The organism is Psychrobacter proteolyticus (assembly GCF_003350005.1).
GTDB lineage: Bacteria > Pseudomonadota > Gammaproteobacteria > Pseudomonadales > Moraxellaceae > Psychrobacter > Psychrobacter proteolyticus.
Map to the genome: position 1 here is coordinate 580,842 of NZ_QLKS01000003.1, position 21,664 is coordinate 602,505.

At 43.7% G+C, this 21,664-nt stretch carries 21 protein-coding genes and 1 tRNA gene; 7 read left to right on the forward strand and 15 right to left on the reverse strand.

The features are described 5' to 3' along the window. The first annotated feature begins 404 nt into the window (after window positions 1–404). Window positions 405–1,985, forward strand: coding sequence for a YifB family Mg chelatase-like AAA ATPase (locus DXK30_RS09620; RefSeq protein ID WP_114701500.1), 1,581 nt, complete (start codon window positions 405–407; stop codon window positions 1,983–1,985). Window positions 1,986–2,034: 49 nt separating this feature from the next. Here DXK30_RS09620 and DXK30_RS09625 read toward each other — a convergent pair whose 3' ends face one another. Together DXK30_RS09625 and DXK30_RS09630 are read right to left on the reverse strand one after the other, a co-directional pair. Next, on the reverse strand, window positions 2,035–2,718 hold the full coding sequence (locus DXK30_RS09625; protein ID WP_114701501.1) for a phosphoglycolate phosphatase: 684 nt from the start codon (window positions 2,716–2,718) through the stop codon (window positions 2,035–2,037). Between the two features lie 117 nt (window positions 2,719–2,835). Beyond that, a complete protein-coding gene (locus DXK30_RS09630) occupies window positions 2,836–3,336 on the reverse strand; it encodes a DUF4385 domain-containing protein (protein ID WP_114701502.1) in 501 nt (166 codons plus the stop codon). Between the two features lie 206 nt (window positions 3,337–3,542). Between DXK30_RS09630 and DXK30_RS09635 the strand changes: the two genes are divergently transcribed. Then, window positions 3,543–3,899, forward strand: coding sequence for a hypothetical protein (locus DXK30_RS09635; RefSeq protein ID WP_162799525.1), 357 nt, complete (start codon window positions 3,543–3,545; stop codon window positions 3,897–3,899). A gap of 124 nt (window positions 3,900–4,023) precedes the next feature. Here DXK30_RS09635 and DXK30_RS09640 read toward each other — a convergent pair. Beyond that, window positions 4,024–4,099 (reverse strand) — tRNA-Phe (locus DXK30_RS09640). Window positions 4,100–4,222: 123 nt separating this feature from the next. Next, window positions 4,223–4,645: a hypothetical protein gene (locus DXK30_RS09645; protein ID WP_114701504.1), complete on the reverse strand. Its 423-nt coding sequence runs from the start codon at window positions 4,643–4,645 to the stop codon at window positions 4,223–4,225. Window positions 4,646–5,031: 386 nt separating this feature from the next. Here DXK30_RS09645 and hisB point away from each other — a divergent pair, with 386 nt between their 5' ends. The 3 genes from hisB to DXK30_RS09660 all read left to right on the forward strand — a co-directional run bounded on the left by hisB (window position 5,032) and on the right by DXK30_RS09660 (window position 7,094). After that, window positions 5,032–5,697, forward strand: coding sequence for an imidazoleglycerol-phosphate dehydratase HisB (gene hisB, locus DXK30_RS09650; protein WP_057762189.1), 666 nt, complete (start codon window positions 5,032–5,034; stop codon window positions 5,695–5,697). 188 nt (window positions 5,698–5,885) lie between these two features. Then, window positions 5,886–6,521 carry an imidazole glycerol phosphate synthase subunit HisH gene (hisH, locus tag DXK30_RS09655; RefSeq protein ID WP_114701558.1) on the forward strand — a complete coding sequence of 212 codons (636 nt, stop codon included), beginning with the start codon at window positions 5,886–5,888 and terminating at the stop codon, window positions 6,519–6,521. Window positions 6,522–6,725: 204 nt separating this feature from the next. Continuing rightward, a complete protein-coding gene (locus DXK30_RS09660; protein ID WP_227670808.1) occupies window positions 6,726–7,094 on the forward strand; it encodes a hypothetical protein in 369 nt (122 codons plus the stop codon). 22 nt (window positions 7,095–7,116) lie between these two features. Here DXK30_RS09660 and DXK30_RS09665 read toward each other — a convergent pair whose 3' ends face one another. From DXK30_RS09665 to DXK30_RS09675, 3 genes are all read right to left on the reverse strand, one after another. Further along, complete coding sequence (locus DXK30_RS09665; protein ID WP_114701506.1) at window positions 7,117–7,584, reverse strand: hypothetical protein; 468 nt, start codon at window positions 7,582–7,584, stop codon at window positions 7,117–7,119. A gap of 19 nt (window positions 7,585–7,603) precedes the next feature. Then, a complete protein-coding gene (locus DXK30_RS09670) occupies window positions 7,604–8,926 on the reverse strand; it encodes a valine--pyruvate transaminase (RefSeq protein ID WP_114701507.1) in 1,323 nt (440 codons plus the stop codon). Window positions 8,927–9,277: 351 nt separating this feature from the next. Further along, window positions 9,278–9,763, reverse strand: a complete 486-nt coding sequence (locus DXK30_RS09675) for a DUF1643 domain-containing protein (RefSeq protein ID WP_114701508.1) — start codon at window positions 9,761–9,763, stop codon at window positions 9,278–9,280. A gap of 32 nt (window positions 9,764–9,795) precedes the next feature. Between DXK30_RS09675 and DXK30_RS09680 the strand changes: the two genes are divergently transcribed. Together DXK30_RS09680 and DXK30_RS09685 are read left to right on the forward strand one after the other, a co-directional pair. Beyond that, window positions 9,796–10,347, forward strand: a complete 552-nt coding sequence (locus DXK30_RS09680) for a hypothetical protein (RefSeq protein WP_114701509.1) — start codon at window positions 9,796–9,798, stop codon at window positions 10,345–10,347. A 1-nt stretch (window position 10,348) separates the two neighbouring features. Further along, window positions 10,349–11,245 (forward strand): dCTP deaminase, encoded by an 897-nt coding sequence (locus DXK30_RS09685; protein WP_114701510.1) that lies wholly within the window; start codon window positions 10,349–10,351, stop codon window positions 11,243–11,245. 224 nt (window positions 11,246–11,469) lie between these two features. Here DXK30_RS09685 and DXK30_RS09690 read toward each other — a convergent pair whose 3' ends face one another. The 8 genes from DXK30_RS09690 to nqrF form a co-directional block, all read right to left on the reverse strand. Further along, on the reverse strand, window positions 11,470–14,112 hold the full coding sequence (locus tag DXK30_RS09690) for an ABC transporter permease (protein ID WP_114701511.1): 2,643 nt from the start codon (window positions 14,110–14,112) through the stop codon (window positions 11,470–11,472). A gap of 19 nt (window positions 14,113–14,131) precedes the next feature. Then, the gene (locus DXK30_RS09695) at window positions 14,132–14,851 is read right to left on the reverse strand and encodes an ABC transporter ATP-binding protein (protein WP_114701512.1); all 720 of its coding nucleotides are present in this window, start codon (window positions 14,849–14,851) and stop codon (window positions 14,132–14,134) included. Between the two features lie 12 nt (window positions 14,852–14,863). Beyond that, entirely contained in the window at window positions 14,864–15,727 is an 864-nt protein-coding gene (locus DXK30_RS09700; protein WP_114701513.1) for an arylesterase, read from the reverse strand. A 293-nt stretch (window positions 15,728–16,020) separates the two neighbouring features. After that, window positions 16,021–17,253 (reverse strand): MFS transporter, encoded by a 1,233-nt coding sequence (locus DXK30_RS09705; protein ID WP_114701514.1) that lies wholly within the window; start codon window positions 17,251–17,253, stop codon window positions 16,021–16,023. Window positions 17,254–17,654: 401 nt separating this feature from the next. Further along, window positions 17,655–17,900, reverse strand: a complete 246-nt coding sequence (gene nqrM, locus DXK30_RS09710) for a (Na+)-NQR maturation NqrM (RefSeq protein WP_057762175.1) — start codon at window positions 17,898–17,900, stop codon at window positions 17,655–17,657. A gap of 215 nt (window positions 17,901–18,115) precedes the next feature. Then, window positions 18,116–19,270 (reverse strand): FAD:protein FMN transferase, encoded by a 1,155-nt coding sequence (locus DXK30_RS09715; protein WP_114701515.1) that lies wholly within the window; start codon window positions 19,268–19,270, stop codon window positions 18,116–18,118. A gap of 123 nt (window positions 19,271–19,393) precedes the next feature. Beyond that, on the reverse strand, window positions 19,394–20,194 hold the full coding sequence (locus DXK30_RS09720) for an SDR family oxidoreductase (RefSeq protein WP_114701516.1): 801 nt from the start codon (window positions 20,192–20,194) through the stop codon (window positions 19,394–19,396). 176 nt (window positions 20,195–20,370) lie between these two features. Further along, on the reverse strand, window positions 20,371–21,606 hold the full coding sequence (gene nqrF / locus DXK30_RS09725) for an NADH:ubiquinone reductase (Na(+)-transporting) subunit F (protein ID WP_102078341.1): 1,236 nt from the start codon (window positions 21,604–21,606) through the stop codon (window positions 20,371–20,373). Window positions 21,607–21,664 lie beyond the last annotated feature (58 nt).

Here is a 21,664-nt window from a genome sequence, read left to right on the forward strand (position 1 = left end):
CGTCCGCACGGTTGTAGGGCTGCTGAGTGTTCTGTTCTGAATAGTCTGTCATGCGTTATTCCTCGTTTTTACTCTAGATACTGCTGGTTTCTGGATTAAAAATGATTTCAGATTTGGTATTTATTTTTCGCTTGTATCAATGATTGATAATAAGATTCGTATACGTCATCGGCAGCAGTATGTATCGCTAAATGTATAATAGATAGTATAACAAATCCTTATTATCAGTGGGGTGGTCGGTGAGTATTCTTAATTATTGAAGTAGAGCGTTATTTATACATAAAAAACCCCAGAACGACGCTGAGGTTGTGGTGATTCTCTCTACACCAGCAATAAAACACGACATTTGCGCGTTGATAAATAATACTTTATTATCAATGACACTCTGTATTAGGAAGATGCTGATGTCGTTTGCCCAAGTCTATACCCGTTCGGTGGTTGGTCTGCATGCTCCCAAGGTCATCATTGAGGTGCATCTATCGCAAGGACTACCCGCATTGACCATCGTTGGCCTACCTGAGGCCGCCGTGCGTGAGAGTAAAGACAGGGTACGCTCTGCCATTCTCAATTCAGGTTTCCAGTTTCCCAATCGTCGTCTCACGATCAATTTAGCCCCTGCTGATTTGCCTAAAGATGGCGCGCGTTTAGACTTACCAATTGCTATCGGTATACTGGCAGCAAGCGGACAGCTTGAGCCAGAGGTGCTATCAGGATATGAGTTTATTGGCGAGTTAGCGCTAAATGGTCAATTGCGACAAGTAACTGGTAGTTTGGCAGTTGCACGAGCAATAAAAGCTGAGAAGTTGGCATTAGCATTGTCGCAGTTAGCAGCGAGTGACCAAGGACAAAATAACTCAAATAACTCGCCGCCGATGACACCGCAACTGATCGTACCGATTGATAATGGTCGTGAGGCCAGCCGCGTTGATGGCGTAACGATACTAGCTGCTCAGAGTTTAAAAGCAGTTTGCGACCATCTACAGTCGCTCGTTGACCCAAGTGCAAGCTATGAGAGTTTGTCAGTGGTGCAGCCTAATCCAGCACCGCAGCATGTTGGCTATCAAGTGGACTTAGCCGATGTCAAAGGACAACATCATGCTCGGCGCGCGTTAGAGATTGCCGCTGCGGGCGGTCATTCATTATTATTTACAGGGCCACCAGGTTCTGGCAAGACGCTTATGGCGTCACGATTGCCAACGATATTGCCAGATTTAAGTGATGAGGATGCGCTAGAGGTTGCCAGTACCTATTCGGTGGCAGACAGCGATTATGACTATGGGACGCGGCCATTTAGACAAGTCCACCATACGATATCAGCAGTAGCACTAGTCGGTGGTGGTTCACGACCAAAACCGGGTGAAATCACACTTGCTAATAAAGGCGTGTTATTTCTTGATGAATTACCTGAGTTTGATCGAAGCGTATTGGAAGTATTGCGTCAGCCGCTAGAAGCCAAACAAATTACCATTAGTCGCGCTAACTCTCAAATGACTTTTCCGGCTAATTTTCAACTGGTTGCCGCGATGAACCCTTGCCCATGTGGCTATGATGGCGATACATCAGGACGTTGTCGCTGTCGACCTGAGCAGATCAAACGCTATCAAGACAAACTATCTGGGCCTCTCTTAGATCGTATTGATTTGCATATCACTGTGCCTGCATTACCGATTGCCGATCTGCAAAATAGTCAGGTAGGTGAAACCTCCAAGCAAGTACGGGCTCGCGTAGTGGTCGCGCATCAGCATCAAATGCAGCGCCAGCAAAAGGTTAATAATGAGCTTAGCCCTAGCGAAATCGATGAATATATCCAGCTAGGCGACAATGAAAAGCAATTATTGCAACTTGCTCAGCAGCGTCTAAATTTATCAGCGCGTGGCTACCACCGAGTATTACGAGTAGCGCGTACAATCGCGGATTTGGCTAACAGTACCGATATCAACAGCGCGCACGTATCTGAGGCGCTGAGCTATCGTAGTAAAGCATAATCTATGTTTGAGAAAGTTACACTGTGATGAAAGATAGACTTCACATAGACTAGACTTTATCTTTCATAATCCAAGCAACCAAGTCAGCAAAGTGGTCAAATGCTTCGGTCGGATTTAGTTCGCGAATGTCTTGCCCATAGTTGTAGCCATAAGACAGGCCGAGCGTGTCCATATTGGCGTTCTGTCCAGCCAACATATCGTTTCTAGAGTCTCCAATCATAACTGCCTGATTGACACTGATATTGAGAGTCTCACAGACATGCAGTAGGGGCGTTGGGTCTGGTTTTTTGACAGGTAAACTGTCACCACCCATCACTTCACTAAACAAATCTTGCCAGCCAAACGACTGTAATATCTTCGGTACAAATCGAATGGGCTTGTTGGTAACTAAAGCAAGCGTATAGCCAGCTGCGTGCAGTTTTTTGAGTCCGTCATCGACATCTGGATAGGCAACCGTTTTACTACCACTGAGGTTTTTATAAGCCTCAAAAAATATTTGCTCTGCATGATCGGCTTCCTCAACCGTTAGCTCACCCTCTGCTACTTCCACTTTACCAACCAACGCGCGCTCTACGAGCAGGCGTGAGCCATTTCCTATCCAGTTACGTATCGTCTCGATAGGGTAGGTGTCTTTGCCTAATGTGGTTAGCATGGTGTTGGTGGCGTCGGCCAAATCAGGTACGCTATCAATGAGCGTTCCATCAAAATCAAAAATTAAAAGCTGCTTATTCATCGTTCCTCACTATTAAAAATCGTTATATTTATTATATTGGCCATACCTTAGCACAGTAGTACTTCGAGACCAGTCAATTTAGCTACTTGTTGGGCTTAATGTCTTGAGTATTAGCAACTATTCGACATCTTTGTAGCGTTCACGATGCTCTTTTTTCATTCTTAAATAATCTTTGTTCTCACGGCATTCATCCCATTTAACTTTAAAGATTCGTGCAGATTCTGCCTTGATTGGATCTTCCTCTTGTCGTGGCAATTCTTCGCGGCCATGAGCGCCGCTTTGACCTTTTTTATCATCAGGTACCGCGCCTTTATATTTTTTGCCGCCTTTATGATTGGCATAGCGTCGAGCGCGGGTATAGCCCATTTGTATAAACTTTCGCGCCATATCTGCACCGACAAAGTCGTCGTCAGCCAAGTAATCTAAAAACATCTGATAGATAGCCTCACTACTCTCGCGGGCGATGTCAGGAGTCGCAAAGCGCCAATGGGGTAAAATCTCAGACTTATAAGGCTCTACCAGTAATACGCCTTGCTCACCGCGACCGACACGGTACAACTCAGGCTGAGCGCGCAAATCCAAACTCTTATAATCCAAGTCGTAATCAAACTCTCTCATAGCTATGACCTATTATTTTTATCTATTCGTATATGGTTATTGAGTATACTTAGCCAAGCTGTTTAGAAAAAAGCACAAAAATGTTATGCAACCGTGACAGTAGGTATTTAGCATCAAGAGCGTTCAGTAGAAATAGTTATGGTAAAGTCAGCTGTGAGACGTATAAAGGCTATGAGTATGACGAATACAATGCTACGAGAGATATTATGTTGAGAAATAAGATAAGTGTAAATGAGCTGAGCCGTTTGCGATTACCCAAAAATATACTGGTAGCGTGGCTATTGTTAACGATAAGCGTACTAGCCAATACGACTGCCCACAGCGCGTGGTTTGAACGTTTGATTCCGCAAGGTGAGACTTATACGGTACGCGAGATAGATCGCGATTTGGCATTTGTGATAGATGGCTTTATCTACGATGCGCGCACGTCTTGTTTTTTAGCAGTGGGTGATCGAGTGATATTTTTTGAAGGGCGTCACGGTATTGACTACCGCGCAACTATATACGACTTGGATTCGCGTGAGCGCTGTAATTTACTACTACGAGGTCGGTTGTCCGAATAATGGTCGGCTCTACGAATAAAAGCAACGCATGAATAAAATGGACGCTAAAGAGTACGGTAAAGTTTAAACATAAAAAAAGCCCCGAACATTGCTGTTCAGGGCTTTTTAGAATTCTATTAACGAATGGTGGCTCGAGGCAGGATCGAACTGCCGACACACGGATTTTCAATCCGTTGCTCTACCTACTGAGCTATCGAGCCGTCTTCGTTGAGGTCGCTATTAAACTAAATATACGCGCTTCTGTCAAGCTGTTTTTGCATTATATCTGATAAAAGACGATAAATAATTAAATATTGGCAAAATTCACCGTTTTAGGGCTCAGTTTAGTCTTTTACACGCAATAGTTCGTACTCGCTCATGATACGGTGAATATCGGCGTCCGCGGGGACAAATTTACGTACGCCTTTTCTAACTTCGCAATCATAGACCAGTTTAATAAACTTGGCATCGATAGCACGTTTACGATTCTCTGGATGCACAGTGAGGTACTGCAGGCGCTTAGCATTGGTCTGCCCATCATCAAAGCAGGCGACAGCGGCAATAGGCTTATCATTGAACATCCCGACATAGAGGTACTGTCCACGTTTAAACCCTTGCTCAACGATATTTAATACCTCGAGACCGTCAGGCTGTGCATCATCACTATCGTACAACGCTTGCAAGCGCTCTGCTAGCTCATTGTCACGAGCAGGTTTTTTGATAAGTGGTGCATCCAAACTATTAATGGCGATCGCTTCTAAAGGCATAGCAGTTCCTATAAATAGAGGGTTTCTATAGTATAAATTAGCAGTATGAGACAGCACAATGTCATAGCGTGCAGTGCCGTAAATAAGGGTCTTCAAAGTCGGCGCGAGTCATGATTGATAATACTGAACACACTATTTTAGCAGAATGAGGTGATTTTGTGCGTGGTTTACCGCTTGGTCGTGGCAGTAAATGTTAGGGTTTGCTATGATGAGGCTATATAATATTTGGTATGTATAAACCCTAATATGTTGATATCTTTTGTATATATCATTTTTTAATACATTTTTTGCTAAGGTCTGTCCCAGACACTAGTAAAATATTTTGGGCAGGTTTTTGCCTTATTTACTGACCGCTTTTCACTGATAAAAACTGATAGAGAGTAGCCATGACAGCCAATGCAACGACGACTGCTGCCACACCTGAGCAAACTGAGTCGAAAAACGTAAACCTATATGGTCGTCCTGAACGTATCGCGACCGTTGAGCGTATCACTGCCGAAACACAAATCACCTGTACCGTTAATTTAGATGGTACAGGTAAAGGCGTGGTAGACACTGGTGTGCCATTTTTGGACCATATGATTGATCAAATTAAGCGTCACGGTTTGTTTGACTTAGACATCAAATGTACCGGTGATACCTTTATTGATGACCATCATAGCGTCGAAGACACTGGTATTACCCTTGGTCAAGCCTTTAACAAAGCATTGGGCGATAAAAAGGGCATTCGTCGTTATGGGCACTTTTATGCGCCGCTAGATGAGTCATTAACCCGGGCTGTCGTCGATCTGTCAGGGCGCCCTGGTTTGCATATGGATATCCCATTTACGCGCTCGCACGTCGGCCGTTTCGATGTGGATTTGTTCAGTGAGTTCTTTTATGGGTTCGTTAATCATTCATGGATGACCGTACACTTAGATAATTTGAAAGGCAAAAATAGCCATCACCAAATCGAATCAACCTTTAAAGCTTTTGCTCGTGCGTTACGTATGGCCTGTGAATATGATGAGCGTGCGTTGAATACCCTGCCATCGACCAAAGAGGCTTTCTAAGGTGTATTTAAGGCTCTTCTACGGTGTCAGTCAAGCTTGGCGTACTAGCTGTACAGCCTGCGCTTGACTTCCTTGTAGCAAAACCTTATCTACACCCGCGATAATAGAAAAGGCCATAGCCAACAATATAAATGGTCAATAATATAAATAGTACAGTAGTCAAAATATTTAAAAATGAGAACCAATCGATGACTAAAGTAGCACTATTAGATTATGGTATGGGCAACCTGCATTCTGCTAGCAAGGCCCTATCGGTAGTCGGGGCAGAAGTCTCTATCACCAATGATCCAAAAATCGTCGCGGCGGCAGATAAGATCGTTTTCCCTGGTGTGGGTGCGATGCGTGACTGTATCGCTGGTATGCACGAGGCGGGCATTGATGAAGTGATACGCCATGCAGTGTTTAACAAGCCCGTTATGGCCATCTGTGTGGGCATGCAGGCGTTGTTTGAGCAGTCAGCTGAAAATGGTGGCACGGATTGCCTAGGCATCTTAAACGGCACTGTAGAAGCGTTTGACCCTACGTGGAAAGACAAGCAGGGCGCAACGATAAAAGTACCGCATATGGGCTGGAATACCATTAGCGGTATGGATTTTGACCATCCGCTTTGGCACGGTATCGAAGACAACGCGCATTTTTACTTTGTGCATAGCTATTACTGTGAACCTGCCGATAGCTCACAAGTGGCGGCGGTATGTGACTATGGGCAACCGTTCTGCGCTAGTGTGATCCAAGACAATCTATTTGCCACCCAGTTCCATCCAGAAAAGAGCCATACTGCTGGCTTGCAACTGCTCAAGAACTTCGTAGAGTGGAATGTGTAAGTAGTTGATCAACGTGAAGTGAATATTTAATTTAGTAGAAGGTAGATTATCAATTGTATAATCTGCCTTTTTTATGCTCAGCCATCACTTTGTAGCGGCTATTCTTTAGCTATTATAGTTTAGCCGTTATGGTTTAGTGATACGCTCAGTTATTTTCTACTCGCTTATACTTGGAATATCTCAGTGGATTTTACTGCCTTTAAAATGAATGTTGTGGAAACAACTGGCCTTGCCAAAGATGCCTTACATATCTATGTCGGTGTTGGTGTTTATCTGCTGTGTCTGGTTGCGCTGCGTCCTATTATCAAAAGCCAAGGTATTCGATCATTTATCGCTCTGATCTTCGTGACTTGCATTGCGCTGTTGGGTGAGTATTTAGACAATCGAGATACGATTGAATCGCTTGGCTTGGCAGGCTTGAGCCGTGATCAAATACTCGCAAGTATCCGTGATTTGATTAATACGTGTATGCTGTCGTATGTGCTCTTTGCCCTGAATAAGTGGACAACCATATTTCGACCAACCAATAAATCGACTTCATTGACCAAACGCCATAAAAAAACGGACTATTAGTTAGTCCGTTTTTTGTTGTACCTCAAAAAATATTTAGTTTGTTGCTTGAGGAGAGGAACAAAGCTAATACCACAGCAATTATCGGCAACACCAAAAATTTACTCCATCCAAACGGCAAAGCATAAGCCAGCTTCGGGTAAAAAGGGCAGACATAGACAGCTATTCTGTCTTCTGAAGTTATCGAATTCGCTACTGCCTTTCTAACTCCTTTTTCACCAAAACTACGCACCCCTCCAAAAGCATTCAGTAATGTGCTGGTATAGATGACACCTTCGAACTCATATTGATACTTAATAAAAAGCTCATGCACATCATGCAGATAAGAGAATTTGGCAGAAGTAATCACTACTCTTTTGCTTAAAACCTTTGAATCTACTTTTGGAAAACATAAAAATATAAAGTCAGTTATGATCGCTATTAAGATCCACACCAAAAAAATAGCTGAAAATATAAATATGCCATAGAGTAAAAATATTGGGTACATATCCATCAGACTCTAAGTTTATATGTTAGCTATTAGCCTCATCATATAATGCACGCACTACTTCACCAATAACTCTAATACCATCAGTCAGCGTTTGCTCATCTGCGGCAATACTCATACGAATACACTCGTGCGCATGCTGATAATTGCTGACATCGACACCGGGGAAGAAGTACTCGCTTGGTACAATAAGCGTGCCTTTTTCTTTCAGGCGCTCGTACAGCTCAAGCGTGCTAATCGGCAAGTCTCTAAACCATAGCCAGAAAAATATCGCCCCTTCAGGCTTATGAATCATTAGCGGATAGTCGCCCAATGCGTCTTTTAATAGCTTCACAGCGAGTTTCGCCTGCTTTTGATAAAACGGCTTAATCTCATTATCGGATAGCTGTTTGATACGATCGTTTTCGACCAATGGCGTGGCAATCGCTGCACCAAAGCGGGTCGGTGCTAGATTGACCACGGCATTCATCGCGCTAACCGCTTCAATCACTTCCGCATCGGCGACGATAATACCCGTACGCATACCGGGCAAGCCAATCTTCGACAGGCTAAAGCAAAGAATCGTATTGTTGTCCCAATTCAAATTGACATCAGAGTAGATGATATTCGGGAAGGGCATACCGTAAGCGTTATCGATAATCAGTGGTATGTCATAGCGCTTGGCAATCTCGGCCAAATGCGCCATTTCGTCATCGGTGAGCACGTTGCCAGTCGGGTTGGTCGGGCGTGAGCAACAAATCGCCCCAATACGACCTTCCTTTAACGCTGGCAAGTTTTCTAACGCGTCAAAATCCACACGATATTTAAAAAAGCCTTCTTCGCCATCATGCGTCACCTCATCGATATGCGGCAATACGGCTGCGAAATGTTGACCTTCTACATGCACATCACTATAGCCAATATACTCCGGGGTCAATGGCAGTAGAATGGACTTGTCGACAGACTCGTTCTTTTCATCTTTGAACGCACCGCCAAACAGATTAAACAAATAGAAAAACGCATTCTGTGAGCCGTTGGTCAGGGCGATGTTTTCTGCCGTGAGATTCCAATCATAATGACGATTAAAGAAGCCAACCAAAGCATCGATAAAGCCAGCATCCCCTTGCGGGTTGGAGTAGTTCGCCATGCTGATAATGGCACTGCTATTGGCTTCGCCCGTATCATTATCAACACCCAGTGCCTTATACGTCTCCAAAAACAGCTCATTGACGGCATCAATTTTGGCAGGGTTACCACCGCCCAGCATGTTGACTGGCTGATCGCTTTTTAGCGCATCGCCCAGATCATCCATCAATTGTGAGATGCCAGTGGGCTGGGTAAATTTTTGACCGAACTTCGAGAATTTCATAAGGCTACCATGCTGTTTGGGAGGGTGTTATAAGTGGGTATTTAACCGATAAAGTTGGGCTAGTATAGCAAATGAGAAGTATAAAATAAGCAAAGTGCGTGGCAGATGTGGGTTTATATGTCTATACAGCTTATGAAGCAAAAAAAGCCTTCTATATGAATAGAAGGCGTTTAAGTTTGAGGTTTTAAAGGCTGGGTTTCTTGGAGTTAATCTCGCTATCCGTTCATATCGTATATGCCCACTGGCGCGGTGATTAAAGGCTGATAGCGTTTCTGTTGACTCGATAACCCTATCAGCTAAGTCCTTAGAATAGGCAGAATGCTTCGCGTACTCTTATTATTGCAATGATGGTTAAAGAACTAGGAAGGATTCTAAAGAAGTTTCTTTTGACAAATAGAGAGGGTGTTTAGGCTGATTGTTTTTAGTTTTTCCAAAGCAAAAATATTCTTCTCGATATGAATTGATTAATTTAAGCACATCTATATCACGTGATTCATGACTCCCGTGATTACCCCAACATAAAATTGTTTTGTTTGTTCGAGCGATAGCATCTATAATATAAGCATCGTTTTTTTCACCTATAGGATTAATAAACTCTTTCATTGCTTTAGGCGATGTCGAACGGTAAGCGAATAGATTTACTAAAATCAAACCATCAAACCCTAGGGATTTGCTAAAGTTCATGCATCTTACTAGAGTGGGATCATCTTTGTTCGCATCCGCGGTAGAAGGGTTTAGACCTATAAGTGACACCAGATTTTCGCCGTTTGGATTCCATTTTCGCATTAAATTGTACCGATATTGGTCACAAGTCGAGATAGTGGCTTGTTTCAACATAATTTATAAACCTATAGATAGCGGGTAAATTCATGAATATTCAAGATAAAAACTTGAAATTCGACTTTAAAGAGCTTGGTTCGTACCAAGTCAGACAATATGAGCATGATATATCTTATCATGCAGATATTGTAGCTTTAGGCTTGGTTAGAAGGCTGACTCACGTCGCACTTCATTTATCCAAATATGCTTACGGTATTTCATTACCTAGACACAATGAAAAGTTTCAAAAGGATTATACAGACTCTTTTGTAATGATTGTGTCAGGCGCTAATCTACTTGATATAGATTTATCGGAAATCAATAAACGTAATGATTTTGTAGAAGGTGGTTTTTTATCCAACTATTTATATTTCTCCTCAATTTTTAGTAAAAGTTGTGAATCATATGATCACTTCGAGAAACACAGTTTTCATAAAAGTTGGGAAGAATCTATATGTAATCTGTTTGAATTATTTGAACAAGACTCCACTCAACATAATATCAACCTTATTGAAAACGCTAATAAGCGTCTAGATGATGTTGAAAATAAAATAAATTCAAAGAATGTAGTATGCAAAATTAAAAATAAGTTAAGAGTATAAATTGAGCTTCTGGTCTACACAAACAATCATAAGTCGCAATAAGGAACTGTCTAAATTAGACAGTAGTAGACCTCTGATTTCAAATTTTAAAGAAGATAGGGTGAAAGAAGCTTCTTATACACTTACTGTAGGTAATGAAGCATTTATAACTGCTAGTCCAAAAACTAAGCTAGATAAAGTAAAAAAGTTAGATATTAGCAAAGGAATTTGTTATATACCTCCAGGACAGTTTGCTTATCTTATAACCCATGAAGAGATTAATATACCGACAAATTGCTTGGCTTTTATTTCAATGAAGTTTTCTACTAAAGCTTCGGGACTAGTTAACGTCTCGGGCTTTCACGTAGATCCTGGTTATTCAGGAAAACTTATATTTGCTGTTTATAATGCTGGTGTAAAGAGAATACCCATACGAATGGGCATGGGTATATTTCTAATATGGTTTAGTAGTCTAGATTATATTGATAGTAAACCAAAAGATGAAGAAGGGTTTGATAAAATTCCAACTAATATTTTAGAAAATTCCCAAGATGCTGAAACCTTGAAAAATTTATCGGATAAGATTGCTGAATTAGAATTTAAGTCTAACCAGTCATCTTTTAAGTCAACACTTCTTTTAACTTTATTGATTCCTCTTGATATTTTTCTTTTTAAAAGTTTTTATGAAAAATATGATATATCTAATATCTATAATACAGATCTTGGTTACTGGGTGGCTATAGCAGTTATATTAGTTGTTTTACTATTCCATATTGAGTTTTACTTAATAATGAGAAAGATAAAGAATACGATAATACAGCATTCTATTTTTCTAAGATTGAAATACATGATTATAGGGTTGCTTACAAGGTTTGAAGCATTCTGTATAAAAAAACCTAAGAAAAAAGACGATAATTAATATTACATTCTAACTCAATGGTTGTATCTGGAATTAAGTGCAAAGATAATTTATTACCTGACAGAGTTTAAATTTACTTTGAGACTCTAACTTGTTTTCTTAAATAAATTTCGATTGAAGAGGCGATTTAGCTCTGTTATTACCTCGTTCAAACTGTTAAATAGTAGTAAATCAAAAACCCCCTATGAAGGGGGTTTTTCGTGTAAAGCTAAAATTGAAGATACTTAAATCATCGCCCTAACCCTTGCCATAATCCCGCGTCCAATCACCAATCTCACATAAATGATGGCAATGGCAAACAGCAATACGATTAATGCCGCACCGCCAATAGCCAAGCTCATCCACGGCACACTAAACTGTAGATTAAACCACTGAGTAATAGCTGCCCATGCGCCAACGCTGGCAATGACAACCGCAAAGGTCGCCGCGCTAATACCAAGCACACCCAGCTCTAGGATATTGAGCATATACAAGTCACGCTTTTGCATACCGAGCAGTCTAAATGACGCGCTGTCTTTCATACGGTCTTGCGAGGTAGACAGTAGCGAGCTGATCAGCACCATGACGCCAGTGAGTAGGGCAAGCAAGGTGAACACATAGACCAAGCGGCTCATTTGTACCACCAACTCTTGGATTTGTTTCGCAATGGCAGTGCCATCGATCGTAGTGACAGCAGGGAACTCGCGTACCAGTTTACCTTGTAGCTCTGGAATGTCACTCTCTGGCACATGCACAGTGGCAAACTGAATCTGCGGCGCAGCGGACAGCACGGACGGCTCAAATAAGAAATAGAAATACGGGCTTGGGCCACGCTCATAGCGCGTGCGAATACTGGTAATCTGCCCGATGATTTCGATACCTTGAATGTTAAAGCGTACCTGATCACCCATACCGACATTGAGCATACCTGCGGCAGTGTCCAAGATAGATAAAGGTTTGATTTGTTCATTTGTCGCATCGATAGGGGTGTATAGCGCGTCGTCTGTGAGCGATTCAGTGATGTATTCGGTCTCCATGACCGTATCTGCATAGCTCAAGTTAAAGACACGCGTGGGATCATCAAACCCATCAGCAGGCTCGATATCTTTTGCCGCCACATCATTTGCTGTCTCCACACGCGCACGAATGACGGGATAATAAGTGACGGGCGCCTCAATGATCGCATCAATATCATCATGCTGATCGCTCTGCACATCGAGCAAAAACAGATTGGGCGCGTCTTCAGGATAGGCATTGATAAACTGCGCTTTGATACTGTGATTGAGCGTCGTGATAAGCGTCAGTACCGCTACCGATAGCGATAAGGTGACAAAGAATAATGCTGATTGGTTGCCTTTACGCGCAAGGTTATGAATGGCGATACGCTGCATCCAACTGACCTTGGTATTGCTTGTTAACTTATTAAGCAGCCACAGCCACCCACGCGCCAATAGCCAAAATATCGCCACAAAGCCGATCAAGCCGCCTAATAGCTGCGCGCCTAATGACAGTGAACCCACTTCATAAGCAAAGAAAGCATACAGCCCTGCCAGCACCAAGCCATACCACAGTAGCGGCACGCGTCGATACCAAGGCAAGTTTTGTGTTTGCGTGCTTGCCCCTTGATTGAGTAGGGTAGCGGGTTTGGTTGTGTTAAGTGCGCTTAGACCACGCTGCGCAATCAGTAGCGTCAGGGCTAAAGCAATCACAATAGTTTTGATCGCACTGATTGGATTGATGGCTAGACCAACGTCGGCTGGCAAGATAGCCACCAGATACGGCTGACCGATTTTGAGTAAGCCCAGACTAAGGGCAACCGCTGCGATACAAGCAATGACAGTCGTGATGATAAGCAGCTGATAGTAGCTACGTTTGAGTGAGCTAAGTGGCTCGCCGAGCGCCAATCGGATGGCATTATTGGACTGCTGCTTGCTGACAAATGCGCTAATGACGCCGTACATAGCAACCGCAGATAGTAGCAACACCGCGATTACCAACAGTTTTAAGAACATCAGCACATTGTCAGAGATACGCGAGACCGAAGTATCTGCGGACTCAGCGTCAGATAGCTCAATATCAGGATAATTGGTCAGGATATCTGTGAGCTTGTCACGCTGCGTGGTTATTAGCTCTGGGTCGCCTGCCATCTCGATACGATAGTTTATTCGGCTACGTTGACCCAATAGATTGGTTGACGGAAGTGCATCTTGTTTCATCAACACACGCCCACCAAAACCAAAGGTAGTCAGCGGACGGTCAGGCTCTTTGGTCAGTACATCACTGATCGTAAATTGCGCATCGCCAATGGTGATACGGTCGCCAACATCGGCCTGTAGACTACTAAGTACTTCTGGCGCGACGATCACACTGTCAGATGTTAGCTGATTCCACAGCGGCTGCCCCGAGGCAAGCTCCGCTGTGCCGTATAAGGGATACGACGGCGAGACGGCTTTGACGCTGGCAAGCAAGGTTTGCTCATCATTGACCAGCATGGCGCTAAACTGGTAGTCATACACCGTCTGTGTATTAGGGATAGTTTCTACCTGTGACAATACTTCGCTTGGCCAGTCTTGCTTACTGTTTAGGATTAGATCACCACCAACAAGCGCGCGCTGATTGTCATTGATATAGCTATCGACAGACTGCTGCACAGAATCGAGGGTCAGGTAGGTTGCAAGCGACAAGGTCAAGGTCAGTAGAAACAACACAGGATATACCCGGCGCTGCCACCAGCTACGACTGAGTGCTTGGGAGCCTAGGGTTTGAAAACCTAGGGTACGGGTAAAGAATTGACTAAGGATGCCGCTAGGATAACTGGACTCTTGATGCATACTGGTATCAGTCTTTTTTGTATCAGGCGATTTGTTGTCTGTGGGCTTACTATTCATTAAGATACAATCCAGTTATTCATGTAGGTACAATGCGGCCATCATGCATGGTGATGACGCGATCTGCCATTTCGGAAAGTGCTGGATCATGAGTTACGACCACCAGTGCCGAGCCAACCTGTTGGCGTAAATCCAATAGCAGCTGCATGACTTGATCGGCATTTTGCTCATCCAAGTTGCCCGTTGGCTCATCCGCAAACACAATCTTTGGGTGCGATACCAGTGCTCGTGCTACTGCTGTACGCTGCTGCTCACCACCAGATAGTTGATTGGGTAAGCTGTGACGTCTATGACCCAAATCAACCGCATCTATCAGCTCGTCTACTCGTGTTGGGTTTGGACGTCTGGCAATATCAAGTGGAAAGGCGATATTTTCAGCGACGGTCAGTGTGGGCAATAGATGAAACGACTGAAAGACAAAGCCCATATCCTGTTGACGAATAACGGCTAGCGCATCTTCGTCGAGGCTGCTAAGCATTTGACCTGCCAGCGACACCGTACCACTATCGGGATAGTCTAATGCTGCGAGTAACCCTAACAAAGTAGATTTACCCGATCCTGATTTACCCATGATGACTACAAACTCGCCAGCGTTGACATAGATATCTACGTCTTTAATGATGGACAACTTTTGCTCACCGACTTGCACGGTTTTATTTAACTGTGAGGCGGTCAGTAGTGCTTGTGTCTTAGCGTCTGCTTGTGGCGTTGCTGTGGCAGTCGAAGATGATGATGTCATTACAGTGTCTCGTTAAGTAGTCTCGTTTGTCTTATTTTTTGTCGTATTGTCTTGAGCAGTCGTAGCTGTGTTATCGGTATCGGTTGTTTTTAACTCTTTTAGCTCTTCTAACTCTTTTAACTTAGGCTCTAGAATAGGCAATATATTGTTATTAACAATAATCTCGTAGCCTTCTTTAGTCGGATGAATCGCATCCGCCTGGTTTAGCTCTCGGTCACCGCCGACACCCTCTAAGAAAAACGGAATAAGCGTCAGGTTCATGTCTTTCGCAACACGTGGATAAATGTCTGAGAATGCCGCGACGTATTCACTGCCTAGATTGTCATAGATCGACATACCGCCCAAGATGACGACACTGCCATTGTCCTGTAGATGCTTAACCGCAGTACGAATATTGGCTTCAATTGTGGCCACATCGATACCACGTATCGCATCGTTAGCACCGATAGTCAATATTGTGATGTCGGGTTTGGTTTGCGATACCCAGTCCAATCGATTGACCAATCCCGTACTGGTTTCACCGCTTAGACCTGAGTTGATAACTTTGGCATTAGCGTAGCCCATTTCTTGCAGACGATCTTCTAACTGAGCAGGATAGTTGTCATCTTTATCTACCCCCAGACCTTCTGTCAGTGAGTCACCAAGCGCTAAAATAGTAAGTGATGAGGATTTGACCTGTTGATCAGTTGATGCTGCGGTTTCAGTGGCTACTGGAGCAGTGCTGGCTTGACTGTTAGTCGCTTCAGTACTGGTACTCTGCGTGTCAGTAGTAGATGTCGTTTCAGCATCTTTTTGACAACCACTGATAGCCATTACAGCTGCGAGCATGGCAATAGCAGGCAAGCGCTGAGCAAAACGAGAGGGGAGTTTCATCATGGGTGTTATGTCCTATATGCAATCAAACCAGTGTCTAGTCAAATCCTATCTAAACCAGATATAGTAACAGTCGGATAAATCGTCAGGATCGCTCAGTCTACTATTGGTAGTACTTTCACACGCTGTCCTTTTATCCAGCTTATATTAAGTATCTAAGTTATATTGAACTGACTATAGCAAAATAAGACAGTGACCTATATTGCCCTAAGGTTAATTTAAGGCTGCTTTATTGCGCGTTAGCAATCATAGCCTTGTAGACCACAAAAACTGATAGAAATGAAAGCTGATAGCAATCAAATATATTTGCCATCGACCATCACTGGACGACTAACAAGCCAAGCAATCACGACGTTGACAATCATCAGTATCAGCATAATAAAAAGCGGCATACTCCAACTACCAGTCATTTCATGCAGCCAACCTGTACCTAACGGTCCAAAAAATGCAATGACATAACCAACTGCTTGAGCCATACCAGACAGCTCACTTGCCTGATTGGTCGTATAGGTGCGCATAGAGAACAGCATCATGCTCAAGGTGAAAATCGCCGAACAGCCCATGCCCATCATGCCTGACCATAGCCATGCCAAGTCAGTCGATAGATGACTGACGCCCAATATACCAACGACATTTAGCACAGCGGCGAACACTGCTAGCGCTTGAATAGGGCGGCCACGATTGACCAACCAAGTTAGGCTTAAGATAGAGACTGGTGCCATAAACTGAAATACAGAACCCATTTGTCCAGCGCTGACCGCAGATAACCCTTTACTAACCCAAATCGACGGTAAAAAACTGGCGACGGTATAAAACAGTAATGACTGCAAACCCATGAAAATCGCAATCTGCCACGCAAAGGTCGTGCGCCACATGGAGATTTCAGAAGAGCCTAAGGCCGCAGGGATAACTGCTTGATGGTTGGATGAACCCAAACGCACACGTAACAACAGCCAAATCACGAAAGCAAACACACCTAGTATCGTCCAACCACCTAATGCCCACTGCCAACCAACTTGCTCCGATAGCGGTAATACGACGCCTGCGACGATACCTGCTGCTGTGGTCATCGTTAAACTAAACAACCCTGTAATCAGCGGAATATGTTGCGGGGTACGCTGCTTAATGACAGGTGCTGCTAAAGTATTAGCGAAACCAATGGCAAGGGTAAGCAACAAAGTACCAATTAAAAACCCACTCCACGTCGGGATAGCAGTACGGATAATCATCCCTACCGTTAATAGCCCAATCATGGCAATCAGCGTATTTTCTAGCCCGAATCGCTTACCAATGGCTGGGGAAATCAGCGCACCAACGGCAAAGCTCAGCATAGGCACTGCTCCTAGCCAGCCTATCTGAAACTCAGAGATATCAAGCGCGTCTTTTACCACTGGGGCGATAGAACCTAGTGCAACGATAGGTGCACGCATATTGGTGGCTAGTAGAACCATGGCACACAGGACCAACCAAAAGGTAAAGCGTGAAGAGGGCAGGCTAGATGAAGCAGATAGATTGGACGAGGTAGACATAGCAGCACAACGATGACAGCGAAAAAGAACACGTTATTAAACAGCGTCAAGAAATTGCCGCTTATAAAATAACACCAGAGAGCATTTACTTAGATACGTACCTAGACGGTAAGCAATATCGTAAATCAGACCGAAAAATATATGTAGCGCGTAAGACATACAATCTACTGAACTGACTTTGCTAAATTGGCAGGCAGGTTAGTCAAGATATATGTGTGGTTACTGCGAGTTACGGCTTTAGAACAGTGATAATAAGAGATGGCAATAATAAGGAATCTTAAATAAGCAGTCTTATCGCGCAATAAAAATAGCGCCAACTCATTTTTAAATGACTTGGCGCTATTATAAGAACATATGTTAGGTAAATGCTACCAGCGTATGGTAACCAATAGGCTAGGCTATTAAACCGATTTACCCAATTGAGCAGCTCTTAATGCATTCTCTTGTTGTTCAGCGATTAGTGAATCGCACTTATTGGGATCATTACCACAAAACGAGCAATTTTCGTCGCCCATCAATTTGGCAACACCGCCACAAGATCCTCTAAGCGGCTTTTTTTTGACCATATAACCGACGCCCATAAAAATGAAGAATAGGACAAATACGGTGAAAGTAATGGCAAGCATAGGAAGCAGTTGGCTAAGCATAGAGGAAACCTCATTTTAAAAAATAGGGCAGTTATTAGTGGTGCTGTTATTAGTAGTGCTGTCTAAGTCAATGACAGCTAAGCACGGTTAATAACAACTGTATAATAGTATAGCAAATTTTAGTGCGGCTCGTTGTGCGTTAACGTATTCTCTTGTTTCACCTCTATCGCTTACCAGTGGCTGTTAGAGTGTGCCGTCTAGAGCTTGAAGAACGTTTAGAGCTTTTTGTCAGCACGTAATGCTTTCATCGCTGGTGTCTGCACCACCTGCCAGTCGTCAATGTTATCGTCAGCAGCTTCGTTAGACACATTATCAGAACCCTTTGCTTTTACATCGTCAGCTAGTACCACGAACATAGCCGCCAGATTTTGTGTTTTAGCGAGGTCTAGTGCTTTGTGATAAGGCATCGCCGTAAGGGCTGTTGCCCATGCATCTGCCAATGCAACTGAATCAGCAGCGACAGTGACTGAAGGTGCACCGCCTGCAATAGGGTTACCCGTTGTCGGATCGATAGTATGGCTATAGCGTTTGCCATCAAATATGACAGAGTTGCGATAGTTGCCAGAGGTCGCTAGATGCATTTGGCTAGCCGTATTCTTTGGTTGATGAATAGCAGATATAGTTTGACGTTCGCTGACAGTGCTGCCTTCGATAGGAGCATCAATCGCAATTTGCCATGGCTGCTGCTGATTATTCACACCAGAAGTGGCAACTTCACCGCCTATTTCAACCATATAATTACGGATCTGATAGTCATCTTTCAGGACATTAGCGATGACATCGACGCCATAACCTTTGGCAACAGCGGAGAAGTCTAAACCAATGCCGTCTTTGGTTTTATAGATGGTGTCATCTTTCTTTATGATGCTCTCAAAGTCGACTAATGCTTTAGCTTGCGCAATCTCAATAGCGGTCGGTGGACTTTGTAGACGCTCGACCGTCATGGTACTACCAAAGCCCCATGTGTTTACGAGTGGCATAACGGTAGGGTCAAAAGCACCGCCAGATTGCTGATAAACAATTTGTGATACATCTAGTACACGACTAAAATCAGAATCGATAGTGATAGGTTTGTCTTTGCCCAAACGATTGAATGTAGATATCGTTGAGTCGTTTTGATAAGTAGACATGCTATCGTTAATTTGTTTTAGGCGCTCGTCTACTGCAGCTTGTATGGCAGCTTCGTCCGCATCATCAGGCAACTGATAGCTAATATGGTAGCTCGTCCCCATCGTCTCACCGATCAGATAGTTATAATCTGGGGTTTGCTGGCAAGCGCTGAGACCCAAAGTACTAGCAAGGCTGATGACGCCTACTAAGGTAAGGTGTAGAGTTTTTTTGGAAGATAAGCAGTATATAGTGTTTTTCATAATATTTTCGGTATGGCGTAGAAATGAGTAGGGTGTAAAACAAGCCACGCTTATTTTACACCCCTTGAACCCAAAAATACCAACAAAGGCACCATTCAGCGACAATTCGTTCGGTTGAGTAGCTTACTTCACTTGTGACTCACGTATGAGCTTATAGAGTTTTGGCGGAGAGACGCGGTTGACCTGTGTGGCCAGTTTTTCTTTGCGACCAGCGACGATGATATATTCTTCTCCCTTGGTGAGCGCCTTTACTACTTGTTTGGCAAACTCAGTCGCCGTCAGACCGTTATTGGTGGCTTCATCCATCGTACCCTGTGCGCTACCGTCGCCAGTCAACGCATTGATAGAGATGTTAGTCTGAATAAACCCGGGGAATATCGTGGCTACTTCGATACCTTGGTCATGTAGCTCAGCACGCAAACTATTTGCCCACATATGCAGCGCTGCCTTGGCTGCCCCATAAGCGCCGCGATATTGTGTACCCAATAGGCCTGCCACACTCGATACCATGACTATTTTACCGCCGCCTTGTGCGACCATGTCAGGCAATGCAAGTCTAGTAAGGCGCGTCTGAGCAAAGTAATCTATTTCCATGATCTGGCGTTCAACCTCTTCAGCCGTATCCATGATGAGCGAACGTTGGCTAATACCAGCATTGTTGATGAGCCAATCGATTTTTCCTGCCTGAGCTTTAGCAGTGTCATAAGCTTCTTTAGTTTGATTGGCATCACTGATATCAAAAGGAACGACGATATGCTTGTTAGCACGTTTGCAGCTGTTTCTGACCACCTCTAGCTTATCACTGTCACGTCCACTTAGAATAATTCTAGCGCCGCGCTTGGCGAAGGCAACGGCTAATGCTTGCCCAATACCGCTAGAAGCACCTGTAATCCAAATAGTTAAATCTTTGTATTTCGTTTTCATAAGAATCCTTTCTCAATGTTTAGATAGTCCATAATATAGGATAATAAAGCGACTCTACTAGCTAGATTTGTAGTCTGTAACGGCATTACTATGTGTAAAAATCGCACAAAAAAAAGAGCCTCAATTGAGACTCTTTTTTTATTCTTACATTTCTGCTGTTAGATTAATTATCTAACTTAACCACCGAAATCATCAAGCATGATGTTTTCGTCTTCCACGCCCATGCTGTGTAGCATATCGATTACAGCAGCGTTCATCATCGGTGGCCCACACATGTAGTATTCACAGTCTTCTGGGTTTGGATGATCTTTCAGATAGTTTTCGAGCAATACGTTATGGATAAAGCCTGTTGGACCTTCCCAGTTATCTTCTGGTAATGGGTCAGACAGTGCAACATGCCACTCAAAGTTATCGAACTCTTCTTCTAGCTGATCATAGTCTTCGACGTAGAACATCTCACGGATAGAACGAGCACCGTACCAGAAACTAATCTTACGATCAGTATTCAAGCGTTTGAGCTGATCAAAGATATGTGAGCGCATTGGGGCCATACCAGCACCACCACCAACAAAGATCATTTCAGCTTCGGTCTTCTTGGCAAAGAACTCACCGTAAGGACCTGAAACTGTCACTTTGTCACCAGGTACTAAGCTAAATACCCATGAAGACATTTTGCCTGGTGGAATACCGTCAGGACCGCGTGGCGGTGGACTTGCGATACGGATGTTAAATTTGATGAGGCCTTTCTCTTCAGGATAGTTGGCCATCGAGTAAGCACGGATAACAGGCTCATCAACTTTTGAGACGTAGTTGAAGATACCGAATTTTTCCCAGTCTTCTCTATACTCTTCATCAACCACAAAGTCTTTGTAGTGTACTTCATGCGGTGGCGCTTCCAACTGTACATAACCACCAGCGCGGAAGTTTACTTCTTCGCCTTCTGGAATTTTTAGTACCAGCTCTTTAATGAAAGTGGCAACGTTATCGTTAGAGATAACTTCACATTCCCATTTCTGTACATCAAAGAACTCAGGATCAATCTCAATTTTCATGTCTTGCTTAACAGCTACCTGACAAGCTAAGCGCATGTGATTGCGGATTTCACCTTGAGTAAAATAGCCTTCTTCGGTGGGCAAAATAGAACCACCACCTTCAATAACGCGGCAACGACACTGCGCACAAGTACCACCACCACCACAAGCTGAAGATAAAAATATACCTTCGCCCGCTAGCGTTTGTAGTAGTTTGCCGCCAGCTGGTGTCACCACATCATTATCGGGATTATCATTAATATGGATAGTGACATCGCCTGAACTGACCAGTCTTGAGCGCGCCGCCAAAATAATAGCGACAAGGCCCATGATGATCAAGGTAAACATAGCAACGCCACCAATCGCCGTAGCGTAATCCATGGTAGGTATCCTTAATCTATGGGGTAGGGGTGTGGGGGCATAATCTATGCTGTACCCA

Bases quoted from the DNA above. Each gene is read 5' to 3' on its own strand.
- DXK30_RS09620 (WP_114701500.1), top strand. From the start codon at position 405: ATGTCGTTTGCCCAAGTCTATACCCGTTCGGTGGTTGGTCTGCATGCT.
- hisH (WP_114701558.1), top strand. From the start codon at position 5,886: ATGACTAAAGTAGCACTATTAGATTATGGTATGGGCAACCTGCATTCT.
- DXK30_RS09625 (WP_114701501.1), bottom strand. From the start codon at position 2,718: ATGAATAAGCAGCTTTTAATTTTTGATTTTGATGGAACGCTCATTGAT.
- hisB (WP_057762189.1), top strand. From the start codon at position 5,032: ATGACAGCCAATGCAACGACGACTGCTGCCACACCTGAGCAAACTGAG.
- DXK30_RS09695 (WP_114701512.1), bottom strand. From the start codon at position 14,851: ATGACATCATCATCTTCGACTGCCACAGCAACGCCACAAGCAGACGCT.
- nqrF (WP_102078341.1), bottom strand. From the start codon at position 21,606: ATGGATTACGCTACGGCGATTGGTGGCGTTGCTATGTTTACCTTGATC.
- DXK30_RS09690 (WP_114701511.1), bottom strand. From the start codon at position 14,112: ATGAATAGTAAGCCCACAGACAACAAATCGCCTGATACAAAAAAGACT.
- DXK30_RS09630 (WP_114701502.1), bottom strand. From the start codon at position 3,336: ATGAGAGAGTTTGATTACGACTTGGATTATAAGAGTTTGGATTTGCGC.
- DXK30_RS09670 (WP_114701507.1), bottom strand. From the start codon at position 8,926: ATGAAATTCTCGAAGTTCGGTCAAAAATTTACCCAGCCCACTGGCATC.
- DXK30_RS09720 (WP_114701516.1), bottom strand. From the start codon at position 20,194: ATGAAAACGAAATACAAAGATTTAACTATTTGGATTACAGGTGCTTCT.
- DXK30_RS09645 (WP_114701504.1), bottom strand. From the start codon at position 4,645: ATGCCTTTAGAAGCGATCGCCATTAATAGTTTGGATGCACCACTTATC.
- DXK30_RS09660 (WP_227670808.1), top strand. From the start codon at position 6,726: ATGAATGTTGTGGAAACAACTGGCCTTGCCAAAGATGCCTTACATATC.
- DXK30_RS09705 (WP_114701514.1), bottom strand. From the start codon at position 17,253: ATGTCTACCTCGTCCAATCTATCTGCTTCATCTAGCCTGCCCTCTTCA.
- DXK30_RS09715 (WP_114701515.1), bottom strand. From the start codon at position 19,270: ATGAAAAACACTATATACTGCTTATCTTCCAAAAAAACTCTACACCTT.
- nqrM (WP_057762175.1), bottom strand. From the start codon at position 17,900: ATGCTTAGCCAACTGCTTCCTATGCTTGCCATTACTTTCACCGTATTT.
- DXK30_RS09700 (WP_114701513.1), bottom strand. From the start codon at position 15,727: ATGATGAAACTCCCCTCTCGTTTTGCTCAGCGCTTGCCTGCTATTGCC.
- DXK30_RS09635 (WP_162799525.1), top strand. From the start codon at position 3,543: ATGTTGAGAAATAAGATAAGTGTAAATGAGCTGAGCCGTTTGCGATTA.
- DXK30_RS09665 (WP_114701506.1), bottom strand. From the start codon at position 7,584: ATGGATATGTACCCAATATTTTTACTCTATGGCATATTTATATTTTCA.
- DXK30_RS09675 (WP_114701508.1), bottom strand. From the start codon at position 9,763: ATGTTGAAACAAGCCACTATCTCGACTTGTGACCAATATCGGTACAAT.
- DXK30_RS09680 (WP_114701509.1), top strand. From the start codon at position 9,796: ATGAATATTCAAGATAAAAACTTGAAATTCGACTTTAAAGAGCTTGGT.